The sequence below is a fragment of the Phyllobacterium sp. P5_D12 genome (assembly GCF_054049495.1).
Window position 1 is genome coordinate 1 of the sequence record NZ_JBFUMG010000191.1, and the last position, 8,104, is coordinate 8,104.

Below are 8,104 nucleotides of genomic sequence, written 5' to 3' on the forward strand. Positions count from 1 at the left end.
GTGATCATGCATCTTCATTTCGCGGAACATGCCTTCGCGCTGCATCTTCTTCTTGAGAACGCGGAGAGCCTGATCAACATTATTTTCGCGTACGAGTACCTGCACGTTTTATCCTGTATCTCTTAGAATTTCGTTGAGCCTGACTTAAATCCCCAATCCTTGACTATGGGACAACAAACCAGACTTCGCGACGGTCATCCATCRCAAACTAGGGTGGCCATTATCAGAAAGTTCGGGGTATGTCCATGGTTCTGTTGCGGGCAATGGCGGATATTCGGATAGAAATGTCCTTGTCCCTCGTAATTTTAGATTAACCGGCATGCAGCGCCAATCTCCGTCGCAAAATGGCAAAAGAGCTTTAAGCGGATACGATACTGATGCATAAAGCATGGTCCTCGCTCTCAAAATCGATGTCGATTTTTGAACAGGCCATGCAAGTGAACTGGTTCGAACAATCGCTGTGCGATGGCTCAATTGCTGGGCCAAGTTGCTGGGAATGGATGATGCGGAAATATTCGGTGTTTGCCTTGGCCCGCGAGGCCATGCGTGCCCATAAAGGCTGGGATCAGCAATGGAGTTCGCCCGAACCCAAGCCGGAATATGACGTCATCATTGTTGGCGCAGGCGGGCATGGGCTTGCCACCGCATACTATCTTGCCAAGGAGCACGGCATTACCAATGTCGCCGTTCTTGAAAAGGGATGGCTTGGCGGTGGTAACACCGGCCGCAATACGACAATTATCCGGTCCAACTATCTCTATGACGAATCAGCCGGTATCTACGAGCACGCTGTAAAGCTTTGGGAAGGTCTCAGCCAGGACCTCAATTACAATGTGATGTATTCGGCGCGCGGTGTAATGATGCTGGCGCACAACATCCACGACGTGCAGGTGTTCAAGCGGCATATCCATGCCAACCGGCTCAACGGCATCRACAATGAATGGCTGACGCCGGAACAGGTCAAAGAGTTCTGCCCGCCAATCAATCTTTCAGCGGATGCCCGATATCCGATAATCGGCGCAGCGCTGCAACGGCGTGGTGGCACGGCCCGGCACGATGCCGTTGCCTGGGGTTACGCCCGTGCAGCCGCCGATCGCGGCGTTCACATTATCCAGAATTGCGAAGTGACGGGAATTCGCCGTGCGCCAAATGGAGCAGTTGTGGGGGTCGATACCAATCGCGGCCCGATCAATGCCAAGAAAGTCGGCGTTGTGGCAGCTGGTCATACCTCCGTCATTATGAACATGGCCGGCGTGCGCATGCCGCTTGAAAGCTATCCGCTGCAGGCGCTGGTATCCGAGCCGGTCAAGCCACTCATCCCTTGCGTGATCATGTCGAACACAGTTCACGCGTACATCTCGCAGTCTGACAAGGGCGAGATGGTTATTGGCGCTGGCACCGACCAATACACGTCCTATTCGCAGACCGGCGGCCTCCACATCATCAACCACACGCTCGATGCGATCTGCGAGATGTTCCCGGTTCTGACACGATTGAAGATGCTGCGCTCCTGGGGCGGCATTGTCGATGTGACGCCGGATCGCTCGCCGATCCTGGCCAAGACCCCTGTGTCCGGGCTCTATGTGAATTGCGGCTGGGGCACCGGAGGTTTCAAGGCGACGCCGGGCTCGGGCAACGTGTTTGCCCATACGATCGCTCGCGATGAGCCGCACCGGATCAACGCGCCGTTCACGATCGAGCGCTTCACCACCGGGCGTTTGATCGACGAGGCCGCCGCCGCTGCCGTTGCGCACTGATTTTCAAGAAACGAGATAGAATCATGCTTCTCATCAAATGCCCTTATTGCGAAGAAGAGCGCCCGGAACTCGAATTCCGCAATGCCGGGGAAGCGCATCTCGTGCGCGCCAATCCGATCATCGAGCAGTCGGACGACGATTTTGCCGGTTTTCTCTATTTTCGCCAGAATCCTAAGGGGCTGCAATTCGAACGCTGGCGCCATATTCATGGATGCGGCCGGTTCTTCAATGCGGTGCGCGATTCTGTCTCGGACAAATTCCTGACGGTCTACAAGGCCGGCGAGCCACGTCCTGATGTCAGTACGCTGCTGTCACCGGCGGCTGCCGAAACCAAACCCCCCGTAACGAAACGCTCCCGCGCCAAGAAAGTGGAGGTATAAGCCAATGAGTACCTCTACCCACTCCGGCAGTAACCGTATCCCTGGCGTAGGCCGCTTGACCCCGGCGAAGACCGTTCGCTTTACATTCGACGGGCAGAGCCTGACCGGCCTCGAAGGTGATACACTGGCCTCGGCACTGCTCGCCAACGGTATTCATCTGGTCGGCCGCTCGTTTAAATATCACAGGCCGCGCGGCATTCTTTCTGCCGGCAGCGAAGAGCCGAATGCGCTGGTGGATATCGAACGCGACAAGTCGCGCAAGCAGCCGAACGTGCGTGCGACCGTGCAGGAGATTTACGACGGTCTCAAGGTTAAATCACAGAATCGCTGGCCGTCGCTGACCTTCGATGTCGGCGCGATCAACGACGTGTTTTCACCGATGTTGCCCGCGGGCTTCTACTACAAGACTTTCATGTGGCCGAAGTTCGCGTGGAAAACGATTTACGAGCCGAAGATTCGTGCGGCTGCGGGACTTGGCGTGGTTCCGGGCGAGCCGGACACCGACCGCTATTCCAATCGGTTTGCTCATTGCGACTTGCTGGTTGTCGGCGCGGGTGCCGCTGGCCTGACTGCTGCTCTCAGCGCAGCGTCGACCGGAGCAAGCGTGATAATCTGCGACGAACAAGCCGAGCCAGGCGGTGCACTGCGTTATGAAAGCGATGTGATCATCGACGGTACGCCGGGTTATGAATGGGCCGTTGCAGCCATCGAGACGTTGCGTGCGATGGACAATGTCACCGTCCTGACCCGTACGACAGCTTTTGGCTACTATGCCCAGAATTTTGTCGGTCTGGTAGAACGCATCAGCGACCATTTGAGCAATCCAGCGTCCGATATGCCGCGTGAGCGGCTATGGCAGATTCGGGCAACAAAGGTCGTGCTGGCCACGGGAGCCATCGAGCGCCAAATGGTCTTTGCCAACAATGACCGCCCGGGTGTCATGCTCGCTTCGGCAGCGCGAATATTCCTCAATCAATATGGCGTCGCCATCGGCCGTAAGGTCGGTGTCTACACCTCAAACGATTCAGCCTATGCGGCGGCGATCGACCTCAAGCGCGCGGGTATCGACGTGCCCATTATCGTGGATACGCGCGACAATCCAACACCGGCCGTCGTGGACGCTGCCCGCTCACTCGATATCGAAGTCCTGACGGGCCACGCCGTTTTCAGTGCCGGCGGCAAGCGGCGCGTGTCGTCGATGTCTATCCAACCGACGAGGGGCGGCAGCGAGCGCAAGGTCGCCGTCGATGCGTTGATCATGTCCGGCGGCTGGACGCCGTCGGTGCATCTGTTTTCGCAGTCTCGCGGCAAGGTCGCATGGGATGCGGCAAACGAGCGCTTCCTGCCGGGCACCTACGCGCAGGAATGCGTTTCGATAGGAGCCTGCAATGGAACCGACGGTTTGCAGACAACGTTAGAGGAGGCCTATGCAGCGGGCGGAGGCAAGGGCAAAGCTATCGTTGCGACCGGCGGCACCAATTGGATTGGCGGCATGATTGGCTCGGCGCCCGGCGCCGGTGCCGACACAACGGTCAAGGCTTTCGTCGACTTTCAGAACGACGTTACGGCCAAGGATGTACGGCTGGCCGTGCGTGAGGGCATGCACTCCATCGAGCATGTCAAACGCTTTACCACCAATGGCATGGCGACCGATCAGGGTAAAACGTCGAACCTGCACGGCCTCGCGATTGCCGCCGAGGCTCTGAACCGGCCGATCCCCGCCGTAGGTCTGACGACATTCCGCGCTCCATTCACGCCGGTTACCTTTGGCGCGATTGTCAATCACGCGCGGCATGATCTGTTCGATCCGACACGCCGCACGCCTATGCACGGCTGGCACCAGACGTACGGCGCTGCTTTCGAGGACGTCGGTCAATGGAAGCGTGCCTGGTACTACCCGCAGGCGGGCGAAGACATGCACACTGCGGTCAATCGCGAATGTGTTGCCGTGCGCAACCAAGCCGGTATCTTCGATGCGTCGACGCTTGGCAAGATCGAAGTCGTAGGCCCGGATTCTGCAAAATTCCTCGAGCTGCTTTACACCAATCCTTGGGAAAAGCTTGGCGTCGGGCGTCTACGCTATGGCATCATGCTGCGTGAGGACGGCTTCATCTACGATGACGGCGTTGTCGGGCGCCTGGCAGAAGACCGGTTCCATGTGACAACGACGACGGGCGGCGCACCGCGCGTCATGCATCATATGGAAGACTATCTCCAGACCGAATTTCCGCATCTTGATGTCTGGCTGACTTCGACAACCGAGCAATGGGCGGTGATTGCCGTGCAGGGCCCCAAGGCCCGCGAGATCATCGCGCCACTGGTCGAAGGCATTGATATGTCCAACGAGGCCATGCCGCATATGAGCGTGCGCGATGGGACGATCTGCGGTGTGCCGACACGACTGTTCCGCATGTCGTTTACGGGCGAGACGGGTTATGAAATCAACGTGCCGTCCGACTATGGCCGGGCCGTCTGGGAGGCCGTCTACGAACGGGGCAAGCCTTTGGGCCTGACGCCCTATGGCACCGAAACGATGCATATCCTGCGTGCCGAAAAGGGCTACATCATCGTTGGCCAGGATACGGACGGGACCGTCACACCGCATGATGCGGGGCTGACCTGGGCCATCGGCAAGAACAAGACGGACTATGTTGGCATTCGCGGCCTTTTACGGCGGGACCTAGTGGCCAATGGCCGTAAACAGCTTGTCGGTCTGAAGACGGTTGATCCGACGACAGTTCTGGAAGAGGGGGCGCAAATTGTCGCTAACCCGAACCAGCCAGTGCCGATGACCATGATCGGTCACGTGACATCGTCCTATTGGTCGGAAAATTGCGGCCGCTCCATTGCTTTGGCTCTGGTGATCGACGGATCGAAGCGGCTTGGCGAAACGCTGTACGTGCCGATGCCGAACGGCGTGATCGAAGTTGAAGTCACCGGCACGGTATTTTTCGATGAGAAGGGGGAGCGTTTAAATGGTTGAGATGACTGTAAACCGCTCTATGGCAACACGACGTCATCCGCTGCAGGCGGGCCAGGTGGATGTCGCTTCCGTCTCGGTCACCCTGGCTGAAAACGCGACCCGTATTTCGCTTCGCGCCAAGAATGATGCCGTTAGCGCGCTGTCCAAGGCGCTGGGTTTAACATTGCCCATGAAGCCGAAGACTTCCACGTCCAGCGGCGGCCGTGCCGTACTTTGGCTTGGCCCGGACGAATGGCTGATCGTCGACAATGCCGATAGTGCTGTTGTTGCCGATCTTGCCAAGGCGAAAGTGCTGCATTCGGCGGTCGACATTTCACATCGTAATGTCGGGATTGTCGTGAACGGCAGAGGAGCCGCCGCGGTCATCAATGGCGGTTGCCCGCAGGACCTGTCGCTGAATGCTTTCCCGGTGGGCGCTGCGTCGCGGACAGTCCTCGGCAAAATCGAGATCGTCTTGTGGCGGACAGGCGAGGACGCTTTCCGCGTCGAGTGCTGGCGATCATTTTCCAATTATGCCTATGCATTTCTGCAGGAATCCGCGCGAGACGTTGCTATCTAGTGAATTCCTGATTTTTCGTATGTCAAAGAACCGGGTGTGCTTGCCCCTTGCCACGCCCGCTTTCGCGTCTGGCTATTGTTTGCATGTTGGGAAGACGGGCGGTCGTCGAAGCGCGTCTTGGTAGATAAGTAGTGCGATCCGAAGACCGCCCGCTAACGTTKTCCCCCTGCCGGCCAGCTTCTGCTTGTTCCGCGGGGCGAGTGGATGAACGCCTGGAGTCCGGGCCCATCGTCGCCGTCGGTGCAGTGTCCGCACGATTGGCGTTGGCGTCAACAATGGAGGCAATATCTGCCTAAAATGCGCAGATTGACCTCCGAAGACGAACAGGTCGGCCAGCGCTTGGGTCCGTTGCCCGCCCGCTGACACGCCGTCCTTCCCCACTTTCGAACGGCTCCGGAAGCAGCTCCCCATGGAAAGGACGGGCATAGGATAGCCGAGGTTTGGAGGTGTTGGATAAATGGCCGTAGATTGTCAGCGAACGAAGCGCAGACAGTCGATTCCGATTATCTCTCCCCTTGCGGGAGAGAAAGCGATTTCAGCATCTTAGCCCTTGCTAAGTGCTAGAAATCGCAAGTGAGGGGATCTGYGCCAGCATGAAAACTTATCCCCGCTCTTGGATTTTCTAAGGGTTAGCTACGCTAACACCAAGAAAATCCTACCGGGGCGAGCCACGGGTCTCGCCCGCCTTCGGCCCCCCACAAGGGGGGAGATAAGAGCGCTCCTACTTCCCGCCCTGAGCGATGATCTCCTCGCCGCCAATCACGAGCCGCAGGCCGAGATCACCCATCTTGCGACGGGCAAGAAAGCGCGGACGACGACGGTGCGGCTCGCGGCCCTGACGGCGCTCTTTTGGCGCTGCAACAGCAACCGGCCCGATGCTCTGTTCCAGCTCCCGTGCGACACCGTCTTCCTCGACCAGCATCATCGGCAGTTTGAACAGGGCCGACCAGGCACGCCAATCCGCAGCGATATCGTTGAGATCATGCGCAACCAGCAACGGCACAGAGAGATGCGGGTCCGTGTGCATAAGTTCCAGAGTTACCGTGATATCCCCAACGTCGTCTTCGGCTGCGCGCGCTGTGACGCCAAGAAAGGCACAGGCGGGCAAGGCGAGCGAAACGGGCAGATGACTTGCCGGCAGCAGCCGCTTCACCACCGCACCGCGTTCGTGCAGCGTGAAAGTGATATCGTCACGGTCGTCGCGCGTGGCGTAAGTGACCGTCTGTGGCAGATGGAATGGGTCAAGCCGGAATTCCCGACCTGCCCAAACCGGCTTGGCTCCGGTTTTCTTCATGTGACGCCTTCTGTCGATCCTGAGAGCCGGTTTTCCGGTCTTCTCTGTATTTCCCTGTAGTGCGGACCATTTTCCGGTCTCGTTAGGGCAACAATAGGCGCCAACTCTCCCAATCCCGCTTAACGAACGGGGTTAACTCTTTCTGATTAGGTGGAATGGTTATCGAAACCCAACCGGCACCAAGATTCCGGTAAGGGGTATGAACAGATGATTGACGGAATCAGATCACTTTTCCGGGGTTCATGATACCCGCAGGATCAAAGGATTTTTTTATCCGGCGCATGAGATCGAGCGCTACCGGGGATTTCGTCCCGGCAAGCTCCTTGCGCTTCAACTGGCCAATGCCGTGCTCTGCGGAGATCGAACCTCCATAGGCACGGACGATATCGTGGACACTCTTGTTGACTTGAACCCAGCGATCGAGAAACGCCTGCTTGTCGGCGTCTACCGGTTGGGAAATATTATAGTGCAAATTGCCATCGCCCATGTGGCCGAAGGAAACAATACGTGCGCCCGGGATGAGATCGAGGACGACGGCGTCAGCCTCGGCGATGAAGTCAGGGATACGGGCGACCGGAATGGAAATGTCATGCTTGATCGAGCCGCCTTCCGGCTTCTGGGCGTCGGACATAGCCTCCCGCATGTGCCAGAATGATTTCTCCTGCGCCGTACTCTCCGCAATCGTTGCATCTTCTACGAGCCCGGCTTCGAAGGCTTCGGTCAAGATAGCTTCTATGGTCTCCCGAGCATCCTCGGTCGAGCGCGACGAGGAGATATCGATCAGCACATACCAGTTGTGCGGCGCCTCCAGCGGGTCGCGGACGCCGTCCGTGTGGGCTACCGAAAACTCGACACCGATACGCGGCATCAGCTCGAAGCCGGTCAAGGATGATCCGGCGTGGGTTTGCGCGAGGCTCAAAAGCTTTAGAGCATCATCTGGACTGGCAAGACCTGCATAGGCGACACCCTTGCCCTTCGGCAGCGGGAAGAGTTTCATGACTGCCGCGGTGATCACGCCGAGCGTACCTTCCGCGCCGATAAAAAGGTCTTTCAGATCATAGCCGGTATTGTCTTTCTTGACAGTTCGAAGATCGTTCAGGATTTCGCCCGTGGGAAGCACAACCTCTACCC

7 protein-coding genes are annotated in these 8,104 nt (G+C 57.9%); 4 read left to right on the forward strand and 3 right to left on the reverse strand.

Features of this window, described 5'->3' with window-relative positions:
- Positions 1-105: 30S ribosomal protein S21 (gene rpsU / locus ACXJ5O_RS13955; RefSeq protein ID WP_457300414.1), on the reverse strand; the 105-nt coding region annotated here is incomplete at its 3' end.
- Between the two features lie 398 nt (positions 106-503).
- Here rpsU and ACXJ5O_RS13960 point away from each other — a divergent pair.
- Genes ACXJ5O_RS13960 through ACXJ5O_RS13975 form a run of 4 tightly spaced genes read left to right on the forward strand, consistent with a single transcriptional unit; the run spans position 504 to position 5,679 of the window.
- Positions 504-1,757, forward strand: a complete 1,254-nt coding sequence (locus tag ACXJ5O_RS13960; RefSeq protein ID WP_457300415.1) for a sarcosine oxidase subunit beta — start codon at positions 504-506, stop codon at positions 1,755-1,757.
- A 23-nt stretch (positions 1,758-1,780) separates the two neighbouring features.
- Positions 1,781-2,137: a sarcosine oxidase subunit delta gene (locus ACXJ5O_RS13965; protein WP_457300409.1), complete on the forward strand. Its 357-nt coding sequence runs from the start codon at positions 1,781-1,783 to the stop codon at positions 2,135-2,137.
- Positions 2,138-2,141: 4 nt separating this feature from the next.
- On the forward strand, positions 2,142-5,120 hold the full coding sequence (locus ACXJ5O_RS13970) for a sarcosine oxidase subunit alpha (protein ID WP_457300410.1): 2,979 nt from the start codon (positions 2,142-2,144) through the stop codon (positions 5,118-5,120).
- Complete coding sequence (locus tag ACXJ5O_RS13975; RefSeq protein ID WP_457300411.1) at positions 5,113-5,679, forward strand: sarcosine oxidase subunit gamma; 567 nt, start codon at positions 5,113-5,115, stop codon at positions 5,677-5,679. The genes ACXJ5O_RS13970 and ACXJ5O_RS13975 overlap by 8 nt, the downstream gene beginning before the upstream one ends.
- 721 nt (positions 5,680-6,400) lie before the next feature.
- On the opposite strand, the gene ACXJ5O_RS13980 is transcribed toward ACXJ5O_RS13975, so the two are convergent.
- Together ACXJ5O_RS13980 and ACXJ5O_RS13985 are read right to left on the reverse strand one after the other, a co-directional pair.
- The gene (locus tag ACXJ5O_RS13980) at positions 6,401-6,973 is read right to left on the reverse strand and encodes a DUF6101 family protein (RefSeq protein ID WP_457300412.1); all 573 of its coding nucleotides are present in this window, start codon (positions 6,971-6,973) and stop codon (positions 6,401-6,403) included.
- A gap of 220 nt (positions 6,974-7,193) precedes the next feature.
- Positions 7,194-8,104: FAD-binding oxidoreductase (locus tag ACXJ5O_RS13985; protein WP_457300413.1), on the reverse strand; the 911-nt coding region annotated here is incomplete at its 5' end.

Excerpts from the sequence above, each read along its gene's own strand:
- ACXJ5O_RS13965 (WP_457300409.1), top strand. The coding sequence starts at position 1,781 with ATGCTTCTCATCAAATGCCCTTATTGCGAAGAAGAGCGCCCGGAACTC.
- ACXJ5O_RS13970 (WP_457300410.1), top strand. The coding sequence starts at position 2,142 with ATGAGTACCTCTACCCACTCCGGCAGTAACCGTATCCCTGGCGTAGGC.
- ACXJ5O_RS13975 (WP_457300411.1), top strand. The coding sequence starts at position 5,113 with ATGGTTGAGATGACTGTAAACCGCTCTATGGCAACACGACGTCATCCG.
- ACXJ5O_RS13980 (WP_457300412.1), bottom strand. The coding sequence starts at position 6,973 with ATGAAGAAAACCGGAGCCAAGCCGGTTTGGGCAGGTCGGGAATTCCGG.